20 protein-coding genes are annotated in these 24,350 nt (G+C 68.9%); 14 read left to right on the forward strand and 6 right to left on the reverse strand.

The window, feature by feature from the left end; all coding sequences use genetic code 11:
* Window positions 1-23: 23 nt before the first annotated feature.
* Window positions 24-485: an Hsp20/alpha crystallin family protein gene (locus tag QSJ30_RS12800; RefSeq protein ID WP_285609856.1), complete on the reverse strand. Its 462-nt coding sequence runs from the start codon at window positions 483-485 to the stop codon at window positions 24-26.
* A 194-nt stretch (window positions 486-679) separates the two neighbouring features.
* Here QSJ30_RS12800 and QSJ30_RS12805 point away from each other — a divergent pair, with 194 nt between their 5' ends.
* On the forward strand, window positions 680-1,774 hold the full coding sequence (locus QSJ30_RS12805; protein WP_285609858.1) for a S1C family serine protease: 1,095 nt from the start codon (window positions 680-682) through the stop codon (window positions 1,772-1,774).
* A 6-nt stretch (window positions 1,775-1,780) separates the two neighbouring features.
* On the opposite strand, the gene QSJ30_RS12810 is transcribed toward QSJ30_RS12805, so the two are convergent.
* Window positions 1,781-2,215 (reverse strand): AtaL-like protein, encoded by a 435-nt coding sequence (locus QSJ30_RS12810; protein WP_285609859.1) that lies wholly within the window; start codon window positions 2,213-2,215, stop codon window positions 1,781-1,783.
* Window positions 2,216-2,269: 54 nt separating this feature from the next.
* Window positions 2,270-3,079, reverse strand: a complete 810-nt coding sequence (locus QSJ30_RS12815) for an MqnA/MqnD/SBP family protein (RefSeq protein ID WP_285609860.1) — start codon at window positions 3,077-3,079, stop codon at window positions 2,270-2,272.
* Between the two features lie 185 nt (window positions 3,080-3,264).
* Between QSJ30_RS12815 and QSJ30_RS12820 the strand changes: the two genes are divergently transcribed.
* Window positions 3,265-4,236, forward strand: coding sequence for a sensor domain-containing diguanylate cyclase (locus QSJ30_RS12820; RefSeq protein WP_285609862.1), 972 nt, complete (start codon window positions 3,265-3,267; stop codon window positions 4,234-4,236).
* Window positions 4,237-4,269: 33 nt separating this feature from the next.
* On the opposite strand, the gene QSJ30_RS12825 is transcribed toward QSJ30_RS12820, so the two are convergent.
* Entirely contained in the window at window positions 4,270-4,791 is a 522-nt protein-coding gene (locus QSJ30_RS12825) for a tetratricopeptide repeat protein (protein ID WP_285609865.1), read from the reverse strand.
* A gap of 63 nt (window positions 4,792-4,854) precedes the next feature.
* Here QSJ30_RS12825 and QSJ30_RS12830 point away from each other — a divergent pair, with 63 nt between their 5' ends.
* The 11 genes from QSJ30_RS12830 (at window position 4,855) to QSJ30_RS12880 (ending at window position 21,107) form a co-directional block, all read left to right on the forward strand.
* Window positions 4,855-6,708: a tetratricopeptide repeat protein gene (locus QSJ30_RS12830; RefSeq protein WP_285609867.1), complete on the forward strand. Its 1,854-nt coding sequence runs from the start codon at window positions 4,855-4,857 to the stop codon at window positions 6,706-6,708.
* 80 nt (window positions 6,709-6,788) lie between these two features.
* The gene (gene sufB, locus QSJ30_RS12835; protein ID WP_285609869.1) at window positions 6,789-8,228 is read left to right on the forward strand and encodes a Fe-S cluster assembly protein SufB; all 1,440 of its coding nucleotides are present in this window, start codon (window positions 6,789-6,791) and stop codon (window positions 8,226-8,228) included.
* A 14-nt stretch (window positions 8,229-8,242) separates the two neighbouring features.
* Window positions 8,243-9,007 carry a Fe-S cluster assembly ATPase SufC gene (sufC, locus tag QSJ30_RS12840; RefSeq protein ID WP_285609871.1) on the forward strand — a complete coding sequence of 255 codons (765 nt, stop codon included), beginning with the start codon at window positions 8,243-8,245 and terminating at the stop codon, window positions 9,005-9,007.
* The gene (gene sufD, locus QSJ30_RS12845) at window positions 9,004-10,284 is read left to right on the forward strand and encodes a Fe-S cluster assembly protein SufD (protein WP_285609873.1); all 1,281 of its coding nucleotides are present in this window, start codon (window positions 9,004-9,006) and stop codon (window positions 10,282-10,284) included. Before sufC ends, sufD begins: the two co-directional genes overlap by 4 nt.
* Window positions 10,281-11,516, forward strand: a complete 1,236-nt coding sequence (locus QSJ30_RS12850; protein WP_285609874.1) for a cysteine desulfurase — start codon at window positions 10,281-10,283, stop codon at window positions 11,514-11,516. Before sufD ends, QSJ30_RS12850 begins: the two co-directional genes overlap by 4 nt.
* Window positions 11,513-11,962: a Fe-S cluster assembly sulfur transfer protein SufU gene (sufU, locus tag QSJ30_RS12855; protein ID WP_285609876.1), complete on the forward strand. Its 450-nt coding sequence runs from the start codon at window positions 11,513-11,515 to the stop codon at window positions 11,960-11,962. The genes QSJ30_RS12850 and sufU overlap by 4 nt, the downstream gene beginning before the upstream one ends.
* A 2-nt stretch (window positions 11,963-11,964) precedes the next feature.
* Entirely contained in the window at window positions 11,965-12,525 is a 561-nt protein-coding gene (locus QSJ30_RS12860) for a NifU family protein (protein WP_285609878.1), read from the forward strand.
* Between the two features lie 400 nt (window positions 12,526-12,925).
* Window positions 12,926-14,683 (forward strand): 30S ribosomal protein S1, encoded by a 1,758-nt coding sequence (locus QSJ30_RS12865; protein WP_285609880.1) that lies wholly within the window; start codon window positions 12,926-12,928, stop codon window positions 14,681-14,683.
* 54 nt (window positions 14,684-14,737) lie between these two features.
* A complete protein-coding gene (locus QSJ30_RS12870; protein WP_285609882.1) occupies window positions 14,738-15,901 on the forward strand; it encodes an exonuclease SbcCD subunit D in 1,164 nt (387 codons plus the stop codon).
* A complete protein-coding gene (locus QSJ30_RS12875; RefSeq protein WP_285609884.1) occupies window positions 15,898-18,690 on the forward strand; it encodes an AAA family ATPase in 2,793 nt (930 codons plus the stop codon). The genes QSJ30_RS12870 and QSJ30_RS12875 overlap by 4 nt, the downstream gene beginning before the upstream one ends.
* A 50-nt stretch (window positions 18,691-18,740) precedes the next feature.
* Complete coding sequence (locus tag QSJ30_RS12880; protein WP_285609886.1) at window positions 18,741-21,107, forward strand: S9 family peptidase; 2,367 nt, start codon at window positions 18,741-18,743, stop codon at window positions 21,105-21,107.
* Here QSJ30_RS12880 and ggt read toward each other — a convergent pair whose 3' ends face one another.
* Window positions 21,108-22,772: a gamma-glutamyltransferase gene (gene ggt / locus QSJ30_RS12885; RefSeq protein WP_285609887.1), complete on the reverse strand. Its 1,665-nt coding sequence runs from the start codon at window positions 22,770-22,772 to the stop codon at window positions 21,108-21,110.
* A gap of 46 nt (window positions 22,773-22,818) precedes the next feature.
* Here ggt and trhA point away from each other — a divergent pair, with 46 nt between their 5' ends.
* The gene (gene trhA / locus QSJ30_RS12890) at window positions 22,819-23,580 is read left to right on the forward strand and encodes a PAQR family membrane homeostasis protein TrhA (protein WP_285609888.1); all 762 of its coding nucleotides are present in this window, start codon (window positions 22,819-22,821) and stop codon (window positions 23,578-23,580) included.
* Between the two features lies 1 nt (window position 23,581).
* Here the strand turns inward: trhA and QSJ30_RS12895 are convergent, their stop codons facing one another.
* Window positions 23,582-24,346: a class I SAM-dependent methyltransferase gene (locus QSJ30_RS12895; RefSeq protein WP_285609889.1), complete on the reverse strand. Its 765-nt coding sequence runs from the start codon at window positions 24,344-24,346 to the stop codon at window positions 23,582-23,584.
* Window positions 24,347-24,350: the final 4 nt, after the last annotated feature.

Raw genomic sequence — 24,350 nt, forward strand, 5'->3', positions numbered from 1 at the left:
CCTTTTCGTGTCTGGCGACGACCTTATCCGAGGCTGACGTTGATCTTGCGAGGCCGCACCTCGGGGCGCTTGGGCACCATGAGGGTGAGCACGCCGTTGCGGAGCTCGGCCACCACCTTCTCGCCCTCCACATCCTCCGGGAGCGTGAAGGTGCGGCTGAACTGGCCATGGCTGCGCTCCGCGAGGTGGACGCGCTCGCCGTCCTTCAGGGCCTCCTCCTCGCGCTTGCCGGCGACGGTGAGGCGGGTGCCTTCCAGGCTGATCTCCAGGTCAGCCTCGAGGATGCCGGGCAGGTCGGCCTTGAACTGGTAGGCATCCGGGGTTTCCTTCACGTCGAAGCTGGGCATGAAGGCGGCCGCCGGGGTGGCCAGATCGTAGTCCCGGAGCGGATCCCAGCGCATGAAGTCGCGCATGAGGCGGAAGGGCTCCAGGCTGGCGGCCGTGGCCGGCAGGGTCTGGGGGTTGCGGGTGCGAAGGATGGTCATGAGTTCCTCCTTGTGAATGGGGTCCCGTGCAATCACGCGCCTGTGATACAGGCCATGATGACGTTTCCGAATAAAATCTTAGTGTATATGAGTCATGTGTCAAGCCGGGGTTCAACAAAAATCATAAACACTCGATTGCAAGGGGTTGACCTGACCTTGGAAGCAGATAGATTGAGTTCCGCCCTGGAGGTCCCATGCGACGGAGCGTCCTCATCCTCGGCCTGTTATCCGCGGGCCTGCTGGCCGGGTGGTGCGGCCATGCCCTCACTCCCAGCCTGGCGAAACCTCGTTCCGTGGAGACCCGGGGACCCCTCTACGAATGGGAGCGGATCCAGGCTCAGCGATTCAAGGAGACGGCACCCAGCGTGGTCTACATCACCACCACCGAGGAGCGCGCCCGGGACTTCTTCGGGCTGGATGTGGTGGAGGTCCCGGCGGGTTCCGGCACCGGCTTCATCTGGGACGCCCAGGGCCACGTGGTGACGAACTTCCATGTGATCCAGGGCGCCACCCACGCCTTCATCACCCTGGCGGATGGCAGCCGCCATGAGGCCGCCTATGTGGGTGGGGCCCCGGACAAGGACCTGGCCGTGCTCGTGCTGACGAGGACCCCGCCCAAGCTGCGGCCCATCCCCCTTGGCACCAGCGCCGACCTGCAGGTGGGCCAGGCCGTGCTGGCCATCGGCAACCCCTTCGGTCTGGACCAGACGCTGACCACCGGCGTGGTGTCCGCCCTGGGCCGGGAGATCCAGAGCGTCACCCGGCGGCGCATCAGCGGCGTCATCCAGACCGACGCCGCCATCAACCCCGGCAACAGCGGCGGGCCATTGCTGGACAGCGCCGGACGGCTCGTGGGCGTGAACACGGCCATCCAGAGCCCCAGCGGGGCCAGTGCGGGCATCGGGTTCGCCGTGCCCGTGGACACCGTGAACCGCGTGGTGCCCCAGCTCATCGCCCGGGGAAAGCTGGAGCGGGCGGACCTGGGCTTCGAGCCCGTGGCGCCGCGGCTGGTGGAGCGGGCCTTCGGCCCCCAGAAGGGCGTGATGGTGGGGAAGGTCTACCGCGGCGGTCCCGCCGCCCGGGCGGGCCTCCAGGGCGTGGGTTCCGAGGGCCGCCGGGTGTTCCCAGGCGACCTCATCCAGGCCGTGAATGGCCGCGCCATCGAGGACTGGGACTCCCTGCTGGACGCCATCGAGGCCCTGCCCCTGGGTGGCAGCGCCCAGCTGGATATCCAGCGCCAAGGCCGGACGATGCGGGTGCCCATTCGGCTGGAGGCGATGCGGGAATAGGTGTCCTCAGCGGCCGTTCTCGAGCGCCTCGGCGATCCGCTTGGTGTGCATCACCGAGCTGCGGATGAGGGCCAAGGGCTCCTGGGGATCCCGATCATCCACACAATCCGTACGGATCGTCCAATCGAGTTCAAAGGTCAGTTCCACCTCGCCCTCCGGCGAGACCTGGAGCCGGTTCACCACCGTCCCTTCGTAGACCGGGTGATCCAGCAAGGTGAAGGTGACGGTCCCCCTGCGGGAATCCGCGGTGATGCGCTCCCGGAAAGCCACGCCCCCGGGCAGCACCAGCCGCCGCACCACCCCTGAGGTGCCCCGCTCCAGGATCTCGGCATCCAGCGCGTCCTCGATGTAGCGCTGGGGATGCACCATCTTGTCCAGCAACACGGCCCACACCGTTTCAGGTGAGGCGTCGACGCGGCTGTGGACCGTGTGCCTGGGCATGGGATCCCCGGAAGGGACCCCAGGCTACGCCCACCGGTCTCAGAGTGCCAGGGTCTATCCCTGGATCCACACAGGCTCGAGCCCCAGCAGCTTCTCCACGGCCTCGCGGCCACGGGGCCCGGGATCCACGGTGAAGTCGTTCACCCAGGCGTTCACGTAGCGCCCGATCATCTCGCGGTCCATGCCGCGGCCGAAGGACTGGCTGTAGTCCACGCTCTCCCAGTGCCGGGCGCGGGCCATCTCCACGCTCTTGCGCATGAGGACGGCGAAGCGCAGCTTCACCTCCCTGGGCAGGTCCCGGCGGATGGCGTTGCCACCCATGGGCAGGGGCAGATCGTAGGCGTGCTTCCACCAGGCGCCCAGGTCCACCACCAGGCGCAGGCCCGCGTCGTGGTACATGAGCTGGCTTTCGTGGATGAGCAGGCCCGCCTGGAAGCGGCCCTCGGCCACGGCGGGCAGGATCTGGTCGAAGGGCAGCAGCTCGACCTTGGGCTCGAAGCCCAGGGACTTGCACCAGATCCGCATGGCCAGGTAGGCGCTGGTGCGCCGGCCAGGAATGGCGATGGTGAGCCCCTTCAGCCCTGCCGGTTCCAGGGGCTTGCCGCTCACAACCAAGGGGCCGGTGCCCTCCTGGATGCTGGAGCCGGCGGTGAGCAGGTCGTAGCGGCCCAGCAGCTCCGGGTAGGCGCCGAAGCTGATGGCGGTGACGTCGTAGCGGCTTTCGGTGGCCTCGGCGTTCAAGGTCTCGATGTCCTTGCGGACGAAGGTGATCTCGAACTCCTCCGGGTCCAGCCACCCGAGGGCCAGGGGGGCCATCATGTAGGCGTCATCGGAATCGGGGCTGTGGGCGATGGTGAACTTCATGGCGGACCTCCCCTCCAGTTCAGCACAGATCCGGCGGCGAAGGAGGCCTCTATCGCCTCCCGGAGAACGGGGGCCGGCTCGGTCCCGGATCCGGCATCATGGTCGAGGCCTGGAAGGCCGGACCGGCGCAAACCAACCGGCCGGCACCTGTCCATCCCACCAACCGTCCGAGTGGAGGATTCCCCGTGAAGGCGCCTGAGATCCCCCAGGATGAAGACCGCCGACTGCAGACCCTCCGGGCCCTGGATGTCCTGGACACCCCCGCCGAGGAGCGCTTCGACCGGCTGACCCGCATGGCGAAGCGGATCTTCCGGGTTCCCATCGCCCTGGTGAGCCTCATCGATGAGAACCGCCAGTGGTTCAAGTCCTGCGACGGCCTCGGCGCCGCCGAAACACCCCGCGACATCTCGTTCTGCGGCCACGCGATCCTCGGGGACGACATCTTCGTCATTCCCGACGCTGCCGGGGACAGCCGCTTTGCCGACAATCCCCTGGTGCTGGGAGCTCCCCACATCCGCTTCTACGCGGGCTGCCCCCTCCGCGCCTTCAATGGCCAGAAGCTGGGGACGCTCTGCATCATCGATCAACAGCCGAGGAGCTTCGACCCGGATGACGCGCAGACGCTGAGGGACCTCGCGGCGATGGTGGAGGCCGAGCTGGCGGCCTTCCAGCTGGCGACCCTGGACGAGCTCACCAGGATCCTGAACCGGCGGGGGTTCATGCTGCTCGCCCAGCACAGCCTCAACACCTGCGCCCGCCAGGGCGAGCCGGCGGCCCTGGCCTTCATCGATCTGGACAAGTTCAAACCGATCAACGATGCCTTCGGGCACGCGGAGGGCGACTTCGCCCTGACCGTCTGCGCGGACCTGCTGAAGCGGTCCTTCAGGAATTCAGACCTCTTCGCGCGGCTGGGAGGCGATGAGTTCGTCGTGCTGCTCACCCACACCTCCCGGGAGTCCGCCGAGGGCGTGATGGCGAAGTTCGCACAGGCCGTCGAAGCCCACAACCGCGAGGTGGACCGCGGCTACGACATCGCCTTCTCCTGCGGCATCGTGAGCTTCGACCCGGCCAGGCACACCTCCATCGAGGCGCTGCTGGCGGAAGGGGACGCGCTCATGTACGAGGTCAAGCTCGCCAAAAGCACCGGCGGCTCCTGAGCCGACGGTCCCGGAACACCCCGGAGACGGGCTTCAGCCGATCTTCTCCGGATCCCTGGGCGCCAGCTTGTCCTTGATTCGCTCCACGGCCTTGGCGGCGAGGGCGTAGCGGGGGTTCTCGTCCAGGGACTTCCGGAAGTGCTCGAGCGCCTTGTCCAGCTGGCCCTTGGCCTCGTACACGCGGCCCAGGTTGAAATGGGGATAGCAGTAGCTTTCGTAGCGCTGGGCCTTGAGGGCCATGCGCAGCCAGGGGATGGCCTCGTCGGGCTCGCCCTGCTCCACGTAGTAGGCGCCGATGTCGTTGTAGGGATTCCCGAACTCGGGATCCAGGTCGATGGCCCGGTGGCAGTCCTCGATGGCCGAGGCGTAGTCCTTCTCGAAGGAGCGGGCCCAGCCACGGAAGGTGTAGGCCTCGGCCGTGGGGCAGATCTCGATGGACTTGGTGTAGAGGCCGATGGCCTTGGCCACCTCGCCCTTCATGTGGAGCTGGTAGGCCTTCCCCACCCACTCCATGGCCTCCTGCCGCTTGTCCTGGCGTTCCTGCTCGTCACTCATGGGCCGCCCTCGCGGGCCTCAGGATAAAACCTTCAGCCCCCCAGGGCCAGCTATCCTGGAATCATGGCCAACGATCTGCCTGGTTCCTACTGTCAGAACTGCCTTTCCTGGAACCCCGGGGACCGGGAGACGTGCGTGAAATGCGGCACGCGTCTCCTCATCCTGGCCGGGGACCAGACCTGGGAGGACGAGCCGGACGAGCCGGAAGGCGGCGAGGACCTGGAAGAGCACCTCCTGGAGCGCATCACCGGGCTGGAGGAGACCCTGCGCCGGGTGGAGACCTACCTGGAGACCGTCTCCGACCAGCTGGGCAAGCTGGAGCGCAGCGAGGTGATGCTCCGCAACGGCCTCATGGCCCTGGTGCAGGAGATGGAGCAGAAGCGCCAGCTGGACGCCCATGCCTTCTCCGAGCGCTGGGAGCAGCTGGTGGAGGAGAACCTGCACCTCATCAGCGCCCGCGAGCTGTTCACCCGCTATCGCGCCCGCATCCTGCCCATCGCCCGGCCCAAGTCCATGTCCCAGCTCAAGCGCGCCCTGCTGGAGACCACCGCCCTGCTGGAGGCCGCCGACCTGCCGGGCGCCGCCCAGCGCCTGGGCCAGGCCCTGCCCCTGGACCCCAAGAACTACGAGCTGATCTTCACCGCCGCCTCCCTGCATGAGGCCGCCCAGAACTTCGAGGAGGCCGAGGGCCTGGTCCGCAAGGCCGTGAGCCTGAGTCCCCGCCACTTCGAGGCCTGGATGCTGCTCGCCAAGCTGCTCCAGGAGCTGCCCGACCAGGCGGATCAGGCCATCGAGGCCCTGCACCAGGCTTCGGACCTGCGCCCCGAGGATCCCGAGCCCCGCATGCTGCTGGCAGAGCTGCTGCTGGACGAGGAGGATCTCCAGGGCGCGCTGGAGGCGGCCCAGGAGGCCGTGGCCCGTCGCAAGGATGGCGAGACCCTGGTGCTGCTGGGCCAGGTCCACCTGGCCCGGGGTGAGAGTGCCCTCGCGGTACCCATCCTCAAGGAGGCCAGCGCCTACCTGCCCGGCGACCTCCACGTGCGGGAGTCCCTGGCCGAGGCCTACCTCCAGCAGGGCGACCGGTCCAAGGCCTTCGCCATCCTCCAGGAACTACTCATGCAGAATCCCGGCGACCCCCACCTCCTGCTCATGGTGGACGCCGAGGACCACCAGCAGCTGCGGGAGGCCCGGGACGGCAAGACCGGCACCCAGACCCTGCTGGACGAGGTCGAGACCCTGCTGGACGAGGAGCAGCTGGAGCCCGCCACCCTCCTCCTCAAGCGGGTCCGGCGCAAGGGCAAGAGCCAGCGCTCCGAGTGGCTGGACCTGCGGCTGGCCTTCCTCCGGAACCCGGAGAAGACCCTGAAGGCGGCCCTGGACTTCGCCTGCTCGGACCGGCACCCGCGCCTCTGCTTCCTGGCCCTGCGCCTGGCCCTGGAACACCTCATGGCCCAGAAGCGCGAGGCGGAGATCGCCCGGATCCTGGATGCCTTCCTCACCCGCCATCCGAAGAGCACCGGCGCCTGGGAGGCCGCGCTCATGCGCCAGGCCTACCGCCTCATGAACGGCCAGATCACGGACCAGGACCTGGTCGAGGTCCGCCGCCTCCACGCCCATCCCCTGCCGGGCATGGAACCCCGCGCCCGCACCCTGCTGGGCCAGTACCTCCTGGCCCTCAAGCGGCACCAGGAGGTGCTGGACCTGCTGGACCCCCTGCTGGAAAAGGAGCCCACCCTCATCAACCACTTCCAGCTGGGCGCCGCCCTGGCGGGCCTGGGCGAGCGGGAGGAGGCCCGGGCCCTGCTCAAGGCCGGGCTGGACGCCGAGCCCGGCGATCTCAACGATTCCCAGGCCAAGGGCGTGAAAAACCAGATCCGGGGACTTCTGAAGGAGCTGGACGGGGCTACGGAGGCCTGAACCAGGCGTGATCGACTGCACTGCGTATTAAGTTGACAATTTTAGTCGAGATTCCAGAATAGAACCCACGGGAGGCGGGCATGAGCACCACCTTGAATGCGGTCACCAGCCAGGAATACAAGTACGGCTTCGTGACCGACATCGAGGCGGACAGCGTCGCGCCCGGACTCAACGAGGACGTCATCCGGTTCATCTCGGCCAAGAAGGGGGAACCCGAGTGGCTGCTGGCGTTCCGCCTCAAGGCCTACCGCCACTGGCTGACCATGGTCGAGCCCGAGTGGGCCAAGGTGGAGTACCCGAAACCCGACTTCCAGAAGATCGTCTACTACAGCGCCCCCAAGCCCAGGAAGCCCCAGTACGCCTCCATGGATGAGGTGGATCCCGAGCTGCGGCGCACCTTCGAGAAGCTGGGCGTGCCCATCCACGAGCAGGAGGCCCTGGCGGGCGTGGCCGTGGACGTGGTCTTCGACTCCGTGAGCGTGACGACGACCTACCGGGAGAAGCTGGCCGCCGTCGGCATCATCTTCTGCAGCTTCAGCGAGGCCGTGAAGTCCCACCCGGACCTGGTGAAGCAGTACCTGGGCAGCGTGGTGCCCTCCTCCGACAACTTCTACGCGGCCCTCAACAGCGCGGTGTTCACGGACGGCAGCTTCGTGTTCATCCCCAGGGGCGTGGCCTGCCCCATGGACCTGAGCACCTACTTCCGCATCAACAACAAGGAGTCGGGCCAGTTCGAGCGCACCCTCATCGTGGCCGAGGAAGGCGCCAGCGTGAGCTACCTGGAGGGCTGCACCGCACCCCAGTTCGACACCAACCAGCTGCACGCGGCCGTGGTGGAGCTGGTGGCCCTGGACCGGGCCTCCATCAAGTACAGCACGGTGCAGAACTGGTACGCCGGCGACAAGGACGGCGTGGGCGGCATCTTCAACTTCGTGACCAAGCGCGGCCTCTGCAAGGGCAAGGGCTCGCACATCAGCTGGACCCAGGTGGAGACCGGCAGCGCCATCACCTGGAAGTACCCCAGCTGCATCCTGCTGGGCGACGACAGCATCGGCGAGTTCTACAGCGTGGCCCTCACCAACCACAAGCAGCAGGCCGACACCGGCACGAAGATGATCCACATCGGCCGCAACACGAAGAGCACCATCATCAGCAAGGGCATCAGCGCCGGCGACAGCTCCAACAGCTACCGCGGCCTGGTGAAGGTGCAGCCCAAGGCCGAGGGCGCCCGCAACTTCAGCCAGTGCGATTCCATGCTCATCGGGCAGTCCTGCAGCGCCAGCACCTTCCCCTACATCGAGGTGCAGAACCGCAGCGCGCGGGTGGAGCACGAGGCCACCACCAGCAAGATCGGCGAAGAGCAGCTGCTCTACTTCCAGCAGCGCGGCATCCCCGCCGAGGAAGCCATCAGCATGATCATCAACGGCTTCTGCAAGGACGTCTTCCGCGAGCTCCCCATGGAGTTCGCCGTCGAAGCCACCAAGCTGCTGTCGCTCAAGCTCGAAGGAAGTGTCGGATGACCCCCGGAGTGCCCATGCTTTCCATCAAGAACCTCACCGCCTCGATCAACGGCACGCCGGTGCTGAAGGGGATCGATCTGGAGCTCAAGGCGGGGGAGATCCACGCCATCATGGGCCCCAACGGCTCGGGCAAGTCCACGCTGGGCAAGGTGCTGGTGGGCCACCCGGCCTACGAAGTCACAGGCGGCGAAGTGCTCTACGAAGGCAGGAACCTCTTCGAGCTGGAACCCGATGCCCGGGCCCGGGCCGGGATCTTCATGGGCTTCCAGCACCCCATCGAGGTGCCGGGCGTGAGCAACGCCGCGTTCCTGCGGCTGGCCTACAACAAGAAGGCCGAGGCCGAGGGCCGCGACGAGCTGGATCCGCTGGAGTTCGACGACTTCATCCACGAGAAGATCAAGCTCGTGGCCATGAAGGAGGAGTTCCTGGACCGCAGCCTCAACGAGGGCTTCAGTGGCGGCGAGAAGAAGCGCAACGAGATCCTCCAGATGGCCGTGCTGGAACCCAAGCTGGCCATCCTGGATGAGCTGGACAGCGGCCTGGACATCGACGCCCTGCGCGTCCTGGGCGACGCCGTGAACAGGCTCCAGCGCCCCGATCGCGCCCTGCTGATCATCACCCACTTCCCCCGCATCCTGGAGACCATCCAGCCCCAGTTCGTGCATGTGCTCTCCGGCGGCCGCATCCTCAAGAGCGCCGGCAAGGAACTGGCCACGGAGCTCGAGGACCGCGGCTACGACTGGGTGCTGGAGGAAGCCGCCGCCGGGGGCACCCGATGACCACGGCCACAGTCGGCTCTAGCCTGCTGCCAGACCTGCTCAGCGGTCCCAGACCCGCCGAGTGGGCTTCGCTGCGCGAAGCGGCGGAACGGCGGCTGGCGGGCCGCGACCTACCCACGTCCTCCGACGAGGACTGGAAGTACACGGATCTGAAGGCCCTGGCCGCCACCGGCTTCGGCCCCGCGCCCCGGGCCACCGTGGACATCGCCGGGCACCTGCTCCCCGAGATGGTGGGCACGCGTCAGGTCTTCGTGAACGGCCACCATGCCTCCCACGCCAGCTGCGCCTCGGCCGTCCCCGCCGGGGTGCGCTACTTCCCCATGTCCCACGCCAGCGAAGCCTGCCATGCGCTGGGCAGCATCGGGAACGGCGCTGCGAAGTGCGTCTTCGAGGACCTGAACACCGCCCGCTTCGAGGATGGCGCCGTCATCCTGGTGCCCAAGAACCTGAAGGTGGCCCTGCCCCTGCACCTGCTCTTCATCACCAAGGCCGAGACACCCATCGCCGTCTTCCCCCGGATCCTTGTGATGCTGGAGCGCGGCGCGGAACTGGAGCTGGTCGAGGAGCACCACGGCGAGGGCACCTACCTGAGCTGCCCAGTGGTTGAAGTCCATGTGGCGGAAGGGGCCGTCCTGCGCCACGAGCGCGTGCAGCGCGAGAGCAGCGAGGCCTTCCACCTCGGAACCCTCAAGGCCGAGGTCGGCAAGGGCGCCCAGTACCATTCCCGCACCCTCAGCTTCGGAGCCCGCCTCTCCCGCCAGCAGCCCTGGGTGCGCCTGGCCGAGGGCGCGGAGGCCAGCCTCGATGGCCTGGCCCTGCTGGATGGCGCCCAGGTGGCCGACACCCACAGTTTCCTGCACCACGCCGAGCCGGGCGCCTCCAGCCACCAGCTGCACAAGTGCATCGTGGACGGGAAGGCCCGGGCCGTCTTCAACGGCCAGATCCTCGTGGCCAAGGGCGCCCAGGGCACGGACGCCCGGCAGCAGAGCCGCAACCTGCTGCTCTCGGAAGCCGCCCGGGTGGACACCAAGCCCCAGCTGGAGATCTACGCCGACGACGTGAAGTGCAGCCACGGCGCCGCCGTGGGCCAGCTGGATCCCGAGGAGCTGTTCTACCTCCAGAGCCGCGGCATGAACGCCGACGATGCGCGCAACCTCCTCACCTACGGCTTCGCGGCGGACGTGCTCACCCACATCCCCGTGGCCAGCCTGCGCCGCGCCCTGCGGCAGGTCGTCATGGCCCGCACCCAGGCCACCTCGCTGGGGGACCTCACATGAGCACCGCCCTCCAGCCCCTTGACGTGGCGGCCATCCGCAAGGACTTCCCCCTGCTCTCCCGCGTGCTGAACGGCAAGCCGGTGGTCTACCTCGACAGCGCCGTGAGCGGCCAGATGCCCGTCCAGGCCATCGAGCGCATGACGAAGTACCAGCGGGATGAGCACACCAACGTCCACCGGGGCGTGAGCACCCTCAGCCAGGAGGCCACCGATTTCTACGAGGCCGCCCGCGAGAAGGTGCGCCGGTTCATCGGCGCCGCCTCCATCAAGGAGATCGTGTGGACCCGGGGCACCACCGAGTCCATCAACCTCGTCGCCCAGACCTTCGGCCGGATGATGGTGAAGGAAGGCGACGAGATCCTCCTGTCCGCCATGGAGCACCATGCCAACATCGTGCCCTGGCAGATGCTGGCCCAGGAGAAGGGCGCCACCCTCAAGGTCATCCCCATGACCGATGCGGGTGAGCTGATCCTGGATTCCCTCGATGAGCTCATCACCGAACGAACCAGGCTCCTCGGCGTGGTGCATGTCAGCAACGTCCTCGGCACCGTGAACCCCGTGAAGGAGATCATCGCCAGGGCCCATGCCAAGGGCGTGCCCGTGCTGGTGGATGGCGCCCAGGCCGTGCCCCACCTCCAGGTGGACGTGCAGGACCTGGATGCCGACTTCTACGCCTTCAGCGGCCACAAGCTGTCCGGTCCCACGGGCATCGGTGTGCTCTACGGCAAGCTGGCGCACCTGGAGGCCATGCCCCCCTGGCACGGCGGCGGCAACATGATCCGCTCCGTCAGCTGGGAGAAGACCACCTACATCGCCGCGCCAGGCAAGTTCGAGGCGGGCACCCCGCCCATCGCCGCCGCCATCGGCCTCGGCACCGCCCTCGACTACGTGACGGCCCTGGGCCTGGACCGCATCGCCGCCCACGAGCACGAGCTGCTGGCCTACGCCACGGAGCGCCTGGAGGCCATTCCCGGCCTGCGCATCCTGGGGAACGCCAAGGAGAAGGCGAGCGTCCTGTCCTTCGTGGTCGAGGGCATCCACGCCCACGACATGGGCAGCCTGCTGGATGGCGAAGGTGTCGTGGTCCGCGCCGGCCACCACTGCGCCCAGCCCGTCATGACCCGCTTCTGCGTACCCGCCACCACCCGCGCCTCCTTCGCCTACTTCAACACCCGCGAGGAAGTGGACATCCTGGTATCGGCCGTCGTGAAGGCCATCGAGCTGTTCAAATGACCGACCCCCGCGAGCTCTACCAGCAGGTGATCCTGGAGCACAACAAGAAGCCCCGGAACTTCGGGAAGCTTGAGGCCTGTACCCATCACGCCGAGGGCTTCAACCCCCTGTGCGGCGACCAGCTCGACCTGACCCTGGTCATCGAGAACGGCGTGGTGCAGGACATCAAGTTCCAGGGCAGTGGTTGCGCCATCGACACGGCGAGCGCGAGCCTCATGACCGGGGCCGTGAAGGGGAAATCCGTCGCCGAGGCCGAAGCCATGGCCGAGCAGTTCCGCGGCATGGTGCGCGGCGACCTGGACCCCGCCACCCAGGCGCCCCTGCTGGGCAAGCTCACCCTCTTCAGCGGCGTCAGGGACCTGCCCAGCCGCGTGAAGTGCGCCGTCCTCCCCTGGGCCACCCTCCACGCCGCGCTGAAAGGCGAGGAAGAAGCGAGTACGGAATAGCCATGCCGAAGATCGCCGAGATCGAATACACCCCCAACCCCAACGCCGTGAAGTTCGTGCTGAAGGAAGCCGTGGCCCTGGGCTTCCCCAAGTCCTTCCCCAACGCGGAGACCGCCGAGCACGACGAGCTGGCCAAAGGCCTCTTCGCCGTGGGGAACGTCACCTCGGTCTTCATGCAGGACAAGTTCCTCACCGTCACCAAGACCGACGACAAGGGCTGGCCCGAGATGCTGCCCTTGCTGGCCGCGCCCATCCGCGCTGCGGCGGGTGCCGGTGGCGGGCAGGCCCCCGCGGCCGGAGGACCCCGGGTCTTCAGCAAGGTGGACGACGAGAACGACCCCATGCTCAAGGACATCCGCATGGTGCTGGAGAGCGCCATCCTGCCCGCCCTGGCGGCGGACGGCGGCGGCCTCGAGCTGATCGGTCGCCACGAGAAGCAGGTCATGATCCGGTATATGGGCGCCTGTGGCAGCTGCCCCGCCAGCCTCACCGGCACCCTGGTGGCCATCGAGGGCATGCTCCAGAAGGAAGTGGACCCCGAGATCGTGGTCATCTCGGTCTAAGAGTGCGTTTTAGAATTCCCGCGAGCCGCGACGGTGGTCAGCCGCGTGATCCAGCAAGGAAGCGTGCGCAGGGCGATGCGGGACATCGTCCAAGCGCGGTGACACAGCTGGGCGCGCGGCTGGCCGCCGTCCCTCCGGGCTGGGCCGGCGGGCGTCGCCTGGCGTCGTCCCGGGCCCTAAGCATGGAACCACCATGCCTGCGGGCCCTCTCCTAGCCATGCTCGCCCGGCGCTCCCAGCGCGGTCCGTGCGAATTCTAAAACACACTCTGAAGGCTGCCCGGCCCTTTTTCCTGGCCTCTCAAGGCATTCCCCGATAACCTGTCCGTTCTGCCGGACTTCGTGTGCCGGGATTCCAGCGCACCACCAGAGCGTGGGCGCAACCAAAAGAGGTGGACTTACATGTCCAAGTTAGAAGCAATCATCAAGGGCCTGGGCTCCAAGCAGATGGGCCGCATCACCGTGCTCGACTCGGGGTATATCGAGGACGGCACCGAGGAAGGCCAGGAGTTCATGGCCGCGCTGCAGGGCGAGACCCGCGGCCTGCGTGAGGAAGAGGTCGTGCGTGGCGTCGTCGTGGAGATCCGCGGCAAGGACGTCATCATCGACATCGGCTACAAGGGTTCGGGCACCGTCAATCTCGACGAGTTCAACAACCCTGACGGCACCCAGGGCGTCCAGGTGGGCGACGTGGTCGAAGTGCTGCTCGAGATGCTCGAGGACGCCAACGGCAACGTGCGCCTCAGCCGCGAACGCGCCGAGAAGATGAAGATCTGGGACGAGGTCGAGAAGGCCTTCCGCTCCAACATGACCGTGCACGGCACGGTGCTCGAGAAGGTCAAGGGCGGCCTGGCCGTGGACATCGGCATCCGCGCCTTCCTGCCCGGCAGCCAGGTGGACATGAAGCCCGTCCGCAACCTGGATCCCTACCTCGGCAAGTCCTTCGACATGAAGGTCATCAAGGTCAACCGCCGCCGGGGCAACATCGTGCTGTCCCGCAAGCTGTTCCTCGAGACCATCAACGCGAGCCTGAAGGAAGAGACCCTCGCGGGCCTCGAGGAAGGCAAGCTGGTCGAGGGCACCATCAAGAACATCACCGAGTACGGCGCCTTCGTCGACCTCGGCGGTGTGGACGGCCTGCTGCACATCACCGACATGTCCTGGGGCCGGCTCAACCACCCCAGCGAGATGTTCCAGGTGGGCGACAAGGTCGAAGTGGCCGTGCTCAAGTACGACAAGGACACCGAGCGCGTCAGCCTCGGCTACAAGCAGAAGTTCCCGGATCCCTGGCTCTCCGTCGAGGAGCGCTACCCCATCCAGGCCACCGTCAAGGGCAAGGTCGTCTCGATCACCGACTACGGCGCATTCGTGGAGCTGGAGCCCGGCATCGAGGGCCTGGTCCACGTCTCCGAGATGAGCTGGACCAAGAAGGTCAAGTCCGCCAAGGGCATGGTCAACCTGGGCGACCAGGTCGAGGCCCTGATCCTGCAGGTGGACAGCGAGAACCGCCGCATCAGCCTCGGCATGAAGCAGATCACCCCCAACCCCTGGATGGCCATCGCCGAGAAGTACCAGCCCGGCATGATCGTCACGGGCACCGTGCGCAACATCACGGAGTTCGGCGCCTTCGTCGAGCTGGAAGAGGGCATCGACGGCCTCATCCACGTGTCCGACTTCAGCTGGACCAAGAAGATCAAGCACCCCGGCGAGATCGTGAAGAAGGGCGACGAAGTCACCGCCAAGGTCCTCAACCTGGACCCCCTGGCCCAGCGCATGAGCCTCGGCGTGAAGCAGATGGAGCCCAATGTCTGGGAGATCTTCTTCGAGAACCACAATGTGGGCGCCGTGCTCACCGGCAAGATCGCCCGCCTGACCGACTTCGGCGCCTTCGTCGACCTCGGCGACGGCATCGAGGGCCTGGTGCACGTCTCCGAGCTGAGCCGCAAGCGGGTGGAGGACATCCAGAAGGAGTTCGCCGCCGGCCAGGAGCTCACCATGAAGATCGTGAAGCTCGATCCCACCGAGCGCCGCATCGGCCTCTCCGTCAAGCAGCTGGAGCAGGACATGGAGCGCGGCGACATGGAAGCCGCCAAGGCCCGTCAGCCCGAGTTCAAGAAGGCGACCCTGGCTGACGCCTTCAACAAGGCGGAACGGGAGTAGTTCCTTCCCCGACCTGCAGACGAGGCCCCCGCAAGGGGGCTTCGTCGTTCTGGGATGCAATACTCGGAAGACGACACCACCTTCCGGAACCCCATGCGCTTCCTCCACACCTCCGACTGGCACCTCGGCAAGACCCTCTGCAACGCCAACCTCCTGGAGGACCAGGCCCACGCCCTCGACCAGGTGGCGGCCATGGCCAGGGAGACCCGTGCCGAGGCCCTGGTGGTGGCCGGGGATGTCTACGACCGCGCCGTGCCCCCGAAGGAGGCCGTGGCCCTGCTGGATGATGCCCTCGACCGCCTCGTGCGGGGCCTGGGCGTGCCCGTGCTCCTCATCGCCGGCAACCACGACAGCCCCGAGCGCCTGGGCTTCGCCTCCGGCTTCCTCGGCGCCCAGGGCCTCCATGTGGCGGGCACCCTGGAGGCGGCGGCGCCCGTCCTCATCGGCTCCGCCGCCTTCCACCTCCTGCCCTACGCGGATCCCGTCATGGCCCGCCACGCGCTCCAGGACGAGGGCATCCGCACCCACCAGGACGCCCTGGCGGCCCAGCTGGCCCGGGCCCGCGCCGCCCACCCGGAGGGCCGCCGCTTCATCGCCGTGGCCCACGCCTTCGTGGCCGGAGGCGAAGGTTCGGACTCGGAGCTGGGCCTGGCTGTGGGCGGCACCGGCGAGGTGGACGCGGCCCTCTTCCGGGACTGCGACTACGCGGCCCTGGGCCACCTCCACCGGCCGCAGGTGGCCGGGTTTCCCCAGGTGCGCTACGCCGGGAGCCTGCTCAAGTACAGCGCCTCCGAGGCCACCCACACCAAGGCCCTGACCCTGGTGGAGCTGCCGGAGCGCGGCCCCGCCCACACCGAGTCGCTGCCCCTCACGCCCCGCCGCGACCTGCGGCGCCTGCGCGGGCACTTCGATGACCTCATGCGCGGACCCCAGGGGAACCCCGACGACTACCTGTTCCTGGATCTGCTGGACGAGGGCCCGGTGCTGGACGCCATGGCCCGCCTGCGCCAGATCTACCCCAACATCCTCGGCATCCAGCCCGCTCCGCCGGCCGCACCGGCCCAGGACATCGTGAGAACCGCAGATCGAGACCTGGATCCCGCGCTCCTCTTCGAGACCTTCTTCCAGGACACCGCGGGCCGTGGGATGGATGACGAAGAGCGCGCCCTCTTCCACGCCGTGGCCGGACGGCTGCTGTCCGGGGAGGCCGCCGAATGAAGCCCCTGCGCCTCAGCCTGGACGCCTTCGGTCCCTACGCGGGACTGCAGGAGCTGGACTTCGCGGACCTGGGCGACCAGTCCTTCTTCCTCATCCACGGCCCCACGGGCGCGGGCAAGACCAGCCTCCTCGACGGCATCAGCTACGCCCTCTACGGCCAGACCAGCGGCGGCCAGCGCGAGACCCGCGACCTGCGCAGCCACTTCGCCGCCGCGGACACCCCCACCCGCGTGACCTTCGACTTCGCCCTGGGCGGGAAGACGTACCGGGTGGAGCGCACGCCGGAACAGCAGGTGCCGAAGCAGCGGGGCGGCGGCACGAAGAAGCAGCTCTATGCTGCCCACCTGTGGGAGCTGGTGGACGGCGCCGAGGTGCCCCTGGCCACGGAAAAGCCCACGGTCGTGGATGCCAAGGTCGCGGACCTGCTGGGCTTCAAGGCCAGCCAGTTCCGGCAGGTGGTCCTGCTGCCCCAGGGCCGCTTCCAGGAGTTCATGCTGGCAGGCTCCGCCGAGCGCCAGGCCATCCTCCAGACCCTCTTCCAGACCGGCCGCTACGCCGCCATCGCCGAGGCCCTGGCGGAGGAGGAGAAGACCCTGCGCGGCTCGCTCCTCACAGCCCAGGCCGAGGCCCGGCAGCTCCTTGAGCAGGCTGGCGTGGCAACCACCCAGGAACTGCCTGACCGCCTAGCGGCTGCGGCCCAACGCGTGAAGGACCGAAGCCAAGAACAGACGGAAGCCCGGGTCGCCTCCGACCAGGCCGAGGCGGTCCTGCGCGAGGGGAAGCATCTGGAGGCGGCCCTCGCCCGGGTCCACACGCTGGAACAGGAGGCCATCCGCCTGGCGGAGGCCGCGGATTCACGGGCCCTGGCCCTCACCAAGGCCGAAGGTACTCTGGCCGAGGCCGAAGGCGAGGAGCCCCGCCGCGAGGACCTGCGCCGCGCCATCGACCGCCTGAAGGAACTTGAACCCAGGCTGGTGGCCCTGGAACAGGCCAGGCAGGAAACTGCGGAGGCCGCCCGGCAGGGCCAGCACCTCAAGAAACTGGCCGAGGAGCAGACCCAGCGCCGCGATGCCGCCGGACAGGAGGCCACGCGCCAGAAGGCCCTCCTGCAGCAGCTGCAGACCGAGGCCTCCCAGTTGAAAGGCCGCGACGGCCTGCTCCGCCTGGCCCGCCAGAAGCGGGCGCAACGCGAGCAGTTCGACCAGGCGAAGCAGCTGGCCGAGCACGCCTCGGCCGTCCATGACTCGGCCCAGGCCCGGTTGAAGGCCGCCGAACAGTCGGTCCAGGCGGCCCGCGCCCAGCTCCGGAACCTCCAGGAACGGCAACTCGCCGCCCAGGCAGCCCACCTGGCCCAGAACCTGAACCCCGGCGAGCCGTGTCCCGTCTGCGGCAGCGAGACCCATCCCCGGCCCGCGGCGCCTTCCTCGGACCATCCGGACGACCAGGCCCTCCGGCGGGCCCAGACCCAGCAGGACGAGGCCGAGGCGGCCCTGGGCCAGGCCCAGAAGACGGCCGCCGCGCGCTTCTCGGATCTGGAGACGGCCCGTGCCCGCCGCGAGGATCTCGCCCACCACTTGGGCGAGGACGCACACGCCGATCCCGCCACCCTGGCGGCCGAGGAGGCGCGATCCCTGGAAGCACTGGAACGCAGCCGCCAGGCCGAGACCAGCCTGACCAGGGCCGAGCGGATCCAGGCCGAGGCGGAAGAGGCCCAGAAGCTGGCGGAGGCCCAGCTCGCCGCCACCGCCCAGCGCCAATCGGAGGTGGCGTTCCAGGCAGCCGGGGCCCAGGCCAGGGTGAAGGTCCACGAGGAGGCCCTGTCGGAGGACCTACGCATTCCCGGAGCGCTCGCGGCCCGGCGGCGGAAGGCGGAGGAAGCGCTGGCCCAATCTGAATCCAGTCGGAAGGCGGCCCGCGCAGCCCGGGACGCGGCCCAGACGGTGGCCATCGAGGCGGAGGCTGCCCTCAAGTCGCACGGGAACCGCCTGGAAACTGCCCGGGTGGAGGTCCGGAAAACCGAAGCCGAGTTCACGGCGGCCCTGGCGGCGGCCGGTGACGAATCTCAACCCGAAGGAATGGCCGTGCCGGACCTGCCTTCCCTTCAGATCGCCCGGGACCGCGCCCAGGCCCGCTTCTCCCAGGCCGGCGAGGCCCTGGGCCAGGCGCAATCCGAGCAGGCCTCGCTCCAGCGCCTCGCCACGACCTTGGCCGCGCTGGAGGCCCGACAGGGCGCGGAGGAACGCCGCCACCGCGCCGCCGCCAGTCTGGCCCGCGTGGCCCGGGGCGAGGATGGCGCCCGGGTCTCCTTCGAGCGCTACGTCCAGGGCGCTCTCCTGGACGAGGTGCTGGTCTCAGCCTCGGAGCGTCTGCGCCGCATGAGCAAGCAGCGGTACGCCCTGCAGCGGGCCACAGGTGGCGGCGATCTGCGGCGGGCCGGGGGCCTCGAATTGGAGATCACGGACAGCCACACGGGACGCGCCCGGGCCGTGAGTTCCCTGTCCGGCGGCGAAGGCTTCCAGGCCAGCCTGGCCCTGGCGCTCGGCCTCTCCGATGTGGTGCAGCGCCACGCCGGCGGCATCCGCCTCGACACCGTTTTCATCGACGAAGGCTTCGGCAGCCTCGACTCCGAGGCCCTGGACCTGGCCCTCCGCACCCTGGAGGAACTGAACCAGGGCGGCCGCCTGGTGGGCCTCATCAGCCACCTGGACGATGTGAAGGCCCGCATCTCGGCCCGGCTGGAAGTGACGCCAGGCCCCGGCGGGAGCCACGCCCGGTTCCGGATCGACTGAGTATTTACATCGCATGGCGTGGTATGCTCCCGGAAATCCCCGGAGTGCCCATGCTGCGTCCCCTCGCGCCCTTCCTGTGCCTGGCCCTCGCCGCCCAGCCGACGCCCTACCAGAAGGCGCCCAAGGCCATCCAGGCCGTGCTGGACGCGCCGGGAACGCCCTCTCTGATCGCCAGCCCCGTGGGCGACCGCTTTCTGCTGGCCGAGTTCGAGCGCCATCCTCCCATCCGGGCCCTGGCCCAGCCCATGGCGAGGCTGGCGGGCCTGCGCCTGGACACCCGCACCCGCGGACCCCACCACCCGCCGCAGCTGAAGAGCCTCGCCATCCAGGCTCTGAAGGGCGGTCCGGCCACCTCCATCGCCCTGCCCGCCGGCGTGGCCCTGGGCCAGCCGCGCTGGTCGCCCGACGGCCGGCGCTTCGTGCTGACCGGCGCCGGCGCCCGGGCCACCGAGCTGTGGGTGGGCGAGGCCGCCACAGGGAAGCTCCATCGCGTTCCGGGCCTGAGCCTCAATGCCGTGCTGGGCCAGCCCCTGGACTGGCTGCCAGACGGCAGCCTGATCGCCAAGGCCGTGCCCGCGAACCAGGGTCCGGTCCCCCAAGCCCCCGAAGTGCCCGTCGGTCCCCGCATCCAGGAGACCGAGGGCAAGGCCGCCCCCGCGCCCACGTACCAGGACCTCCTCCAGAACGCCTTCGACGAGACCCTGTTCGAGTTCCTGGGCCAGTCCCAGCTGGTGCGCGTGGACCTGGCCACCGGGACGGTGAAGCCCATCGGCAGGCCCGGCCTCTATGCGGAGGTGCAGCCCTCGCCGGATGGGAAGCTGCTGCTGGTGGCGCGCCTCCAGCGCCCCTTCTCCTACCTGGTGCCGGTCTTCCAGTTCCCCATCCGCGAAGAGGTCTGGGACCGCGCCGGCAAGCTCGTCCACACCGCCGCGGACCTGCCCCTGGCTGAGGGCATCCCCCTCGAAGGCGTCCGCACGGGGCCGCGGCACCTGCACTGGCGGCCCACGGAGCCGGCCACCCTGGCCTGGGCCGAGGCCCTGGACGGCGGCGATCCCAAGCAGAAGGCCGAGTTCCGCGACCGCGTGCTGACCCAGGCGGCACCCTTCAAGGCTGCTCCGACTGAGCTGATCCGCCTCAAGGCCCGCCTCGCGGGCCTCGAGTGGGGCGAGCGCGGCGACCTGGCCGTGGTGCGGGAGCATGACCGGGACCGCCGGTGGAACCGCACCTGGCTGATCGCTCCCGCGAAGCCCGCGGAAGCCCGCCTGGCCTTCGACCTCAGCGCCAACGACCGCTACAAGGCTCCCGGCACGTTCCTGACCCGCCTGCTGTCCAACGGCCACACGGCCCTGCGTGAAGAGAGCGGGAAGCTCTTCCTCACCGGCGCCGGCGCCACGCCCTCCGGCGACCGGCCCTTCCTCGACCGCTTCGATCCCGCTTCGATGAAGTCCGAACGCCTCTTCCGCTGCGGCGAAGATGTCTATGAGTCTCCCCTCGCCCTGCTGCCGGATGGCCGCTTCATCACCCGGCGCGAGAGTCCCACCGAAGCGCCGAACTACCTCCTGCACGGCTCCGCCCAGGACGCCCCCACGAAGGCCCTCACGACCTTCACGGATCCCCTCCCCGAGCTCCGGAAGATCCAGAAGAAGCTCGTGAAGTACACGCGGCCCGATGGCGTGGCCCTCAGCTTCACCCTGTACCTGCCGCCGGACTACAAGGCCGGCGAGCGGCGCCCCGCCGTGGTCTGGGCCTATCCCCTGGAGTTCACGGACGCCGGCACCGCCGGCCAGGTGAGCGGCTCCGCCAACCGCTTCACCACCATCAGCGGCATGTCCCACCTGTTCTTCCTGCTCTCGGGCTACGTGGTGCTGGACAGCGCCACCATGCCCGTGGTGGGCGATCCCAAGACCGTGAACGACACCTACCTGGAGCAGGTGGTCGCCAGCGCCAAGGCCGCCATCGACAAGGCCGACGAGCTGGGCGTCATCGATCCCAAGCGCGTGGGCGTGGGCGGCCACAGCTACGGCGCCTTCATGACCGCCAACCTGCTGGCCCATTCCACCCTCTTCAAGGCCGGCATCGCCCGCAGCGGCGCCTACAACCGCACGCTGACGCCCTTCGGCTTCCAGAGCGAGCGGCGCACGCTGTGGGAGGCGCCGGAGATGTACCTGAAGGTGTCGCCCTTCATGGCCGCCAACCACTTCAATGCGCCCATCCTGCTCATCCACGGGGAGGCCGACAACAACCAGGGCACCTTCCCCATCCAGAGCGAGCGCCTCTACGCCGCCCTCAAGGGCAACGGCCAGACCGCCCGCTACGTCACCCTGCCCCTGGAGAGCCACGGCTATGTGGCCCGCGAATCCGTGGAGCACACCCTGTGGGAGATGCTCCACTGGTTCGACAAGCACCTGAAGAACTGATCACTCCACCGCCACGCCGCTGTCCGGCCAGCGCTTGGTGTCGGCGGCACCTTCGGCTTGGCCCGCGCGCACCAGGATCACCTGGGCGCAGCCCTGCTTCGGGACGCCCTTGAGGGCATGGCCCAGGTTCTTCAGGGCCTCCTGAGTAGCTGCGGGGATGCTGGCCTCCACCTGGATGCGGTCCGGCAGCCACTGGTGGTGGAAGCGGGGGGCATCCACGGCGGCCCGGACGCCCATGCCGAAGTCCACCACGTTGAGCACGGTGTTCAGCACGGTGGCGGGAATGGTACGCCCGCCGGGGCTGCCGCTCACCATGAACACCGCCCCGTCCTTCACAAGGATCACAGGGCACATGCTCGACAGCGGCCGCTTGCCCGGCTGGGCCAGGTTCGGCGCCGTGCCGATGCGGCCCGTGGCATCCGTGAGCCCAGGTCCGGCGTTGAAGTCGCCCAGCTCGTTGTTCAGCAGGAAGCCGGCGCCAGGCACGATGCGGCGTAGGCCGTAGCTCTCCTCCAGCGTGTAGGTGAGGCTCACGGCGTTCCCGTCGCGGTCGAGGACGGACAGGTGGGTGGTGTGCGGGCGATCCGGCTCCCAGGAGAACCGGGCCGGATCCGAGGCCGAGGCCCGGTCGGGCCGGATGGTGGCGCGCAGCTCTGCCGCGTAGGTCTTGGAGAGCAGCCGCGCCATCGGAATATCCGGATTGAAGCCGGGATCGCCGATGAACTGGGCGCGGTCCGCAAAGGCGCGGCGCAGGGCCTCCGCCGTCAGGTGGACCGCCGCCGGCGAACCGGGGCCCGTCGCCTTCAGGTCATAGCCTTCGAGGATGTTCAGGGCCTCGATCAGCACCTGGCCGCCGGAGCTGGGCGGCGGCGCGGCCAGCAGCTCGTAGCCCCGGTAGGTCCCGCGCAGGGGCTCGCGCCGCACGGGCCTGTAGGCGCGCAGGTCCGCCGCCGTGATCAGGCCGCCATTCGCCTTCATGTCACGCACCACGAGCCGCGCGGTTTCGCCCCGGTAGAAGTCGGTCCAGTCCTTCGAGAGCCGGACGAGGGTGCGGACCAGGTCCCGCTGCACCAGGCGATCCCCGGCGCGGAGGGGCGCGCCCTTCCGGCTGAACTGGGCCAGAGTCGGCGCGTGGCGGGCGAAGGCGGGCAGCTGCTCCGCGAGGCTGGCCGCCTGGTTCTCCGTCAGCACGAAGCCCTCGCGTGCGAGGCGGATGGCGGGTGAGACCAGCCGCGCCCAGGGCAGGCGCCCTTCACGCTTCCAGGCCTCGCGCAACCCCGCGACGGTGCCCGGCACGCCCACGCTGGCCAGGCTGTCGTGATGCTTCGCCTCGTCGTAGGTCCCGTCCGCTTTCAGCCACAGGCGGGGGTGGGCCACGGCCGGGGCCGTCTCGCGGAAATCGATGAAGGAGGCCTGACCCGAGGTAGGGCGGGAGAGGAGGAAGCCGCCGCCGCCCAGGTTGCCTGCCGCCGGATGCACCACCGCCAGGGCGAAGGCCGTGGCCACGGCGGCATCGACCGCGCTGCCGCCCTCGCGCAGCACCTGCGCGCCAGCCTCCGAGGCCAGCCGCTCCTGGCTGACCACCAGGCCGCGGCGCAGGGGCTGGGGCGTTTGGGCCAGAAGCGCCAGGGCGCTGAACAGGAAGAGAAGGGACCGCAGGCGCATGGAAGCTCCGGGAAACGACCTCCCTTGAGTCTGTCATCCTTGAGCCATGTCCCCCAGCGCCGTCATTCCCGACTCAGCCGCCCAATCCCGCCGCGAGGAACTGGCCAACAGCCTCACGCATGGCCTGGGCGTGGCCCTGGCCATCGCGGGACTGGTGGTGATGGTGGTCTTCGCGGCGCTCCGCGGCACCGCCCGGGACGTGGTGGGCGCCTCCATCTTCGGCTCCAGCCTCATCCTGCTCTACCTCATGTCCACGCTCTACCATGCCTTCCGCGGCCCCCGGGTGAAGCTGGTCTTCAAGGTCTTCGACCACTCGGCCATCTTCGTGCTCATCGCGGGGACCTACACGCCCTTCTGCCTCTCGGCCCTGGGTCGGGTGAGCCCGGCCTGGGGCTGGACCGTCTTCGGGCTGGTGTGGGGCCTCGCCGTAGCGGGGATCACCTTCAAGGCCATCTTCTACGCCCGGATCGCCAAGTCGGCCCTGCGCCCGCCGCCGGTGGACCACCTGCACACGCCGCTGGTGACGCCCGTGGATCCCACTTTCGTGAAGCGCATGGGCTGGATCTCCACGGGCATCTACCTGCTCATGGGCTGGATCATCCTCATCGCCGCCGCGCCCCTGGGCCGCTCGCTGTCCACCCCCGGCCTCTACTGGCTCTTCGGCGGCGGGGTGTTCTACAGCCTGGGCGCCGCCATCTACAGCCTGAAGAAGCTGCCCTACCATCACGCCCTCTGGCACCTCTTCGTGGTGGGAGGCAGCACCTGCCACGTCTTCGCCGTGCTCTTCCACGTGATCCCGAAGGGCTGATTCAACTTCTCGCGGCCACCACAACCAGGTCCGCCGAGGTGGGATTCCAGGGCTCGCCGGTCATGGCGCCGAGCGTCTCCCGCACCGCGAAGCCCGCGGCGGTGAGCAGGGTTTCGATCTCGGCGCGGCGCCAGCCGCGGAGCTGCACCTCCTCGGCGGAGACCAGCTCCAGGGGCGGCTCGGCGCCCGGGCGCCAGCGCAGGTGGGCAGGCGTGAAGGTCACGCGCCCGTCGGCGTGGGGCGTCATCAGCCGCAGGAAGACCGTCTCGGCCCCCTCCTCGCCGGGCCGCACCATCACCGGGAAGGTGCGCTCGCCGCGGTCCAGGATGCGGTCGTAGTTCAGGACCTGGAGCAGGAAGACGCCGCCGGGAAGCAGGCGGCTCGCCAGCCCCTCGAAGCAGCGGCGCAGGTCGTCCTCCTCCGTCAGGTGGGGCAGCGTGTTGCCCACGCAGAGGGCTCCGCCGAAGCCCGGCTCCACCAGGTCGGCCAGGGCCGTGAGGCTGCCCAGCACGTAGCGGCCCTCGGGGTCGGCCTCGCGGGCGGCTTCCACCTGCGAGGGGGAGGCGTCCACACCGGTGGCCTCGAAGCCGAGGGCGGCCAGGAAGCGGGCGTGCTCGCCGCTGCCACAGCCCAGATCCAGCACGCGGCGCGAGGGCCCTCCCTCCAGCACCCGCCGGAGGAGCGGTTCCTCGCGCTTCAGGCGCTCCGGCCAGGCGATGAGGCTCCGGTACGAGAGGCGTCCGTAGCGGTCGCGGCCGGGTTCCATGGGC

Origin of the sequence: Geothrix edaphica (assembly GCF_030268045.1) — a bacterium.
GTDB classification, from domain to species: Bacteria; Acidobacteriota; Holophagae; order Holophagales; family Holophagaceae; genus Geothrix; species Geothrix edaphica.